This is a genomic window from Pauljensenia sp. UMB6358 (genome assembly GCF_030216865.1).
GTDB lineage: Bacteria > Actinomycetota > Actinomycetes > Actinomycetales > Actinomycetaceae > Pauljensenia > Pauljensenia turicensis_A.
Map to the genome: position 1 here is coordinate 1 of NZ_JASOMS010000310.1, position 230 is coordinate 230.

Annotated in this window: 1 pseudogene; it reads right to left on the reverse strand. The window is 59.6% G+C overall.

From position 1 onward, the window contains the following. Positions 1–230 (reverse strand): annotated as a pseudogene (locus QP381_RS09575) (hypothetical protein); the annotation flags it as partial.

A 230-nucleotide genomic window follows, 5' to 3' on the forward strand; every position in this document is an offset into this window, starting at 1 on the left:
CTGACCCTGGGAGTCATTGCCGAGGTAGGTGGCCGTTATGTTGATAAGAACATAGGAGAAGCCATCCGTGGCCGGCTCGTTGAAATCGCTTGCGGCGGCAACCTTCTCATCCGCATTGAGGTCGACGGAGTTGACGGTGACCTTCCAGTCCTTCGTCGTGATCTCCGAGCCGATGGGGAGAGGATTCTCCCTGGAGGAGCCGGCATCGCCCTCATTCGTAGCGGGGGCGT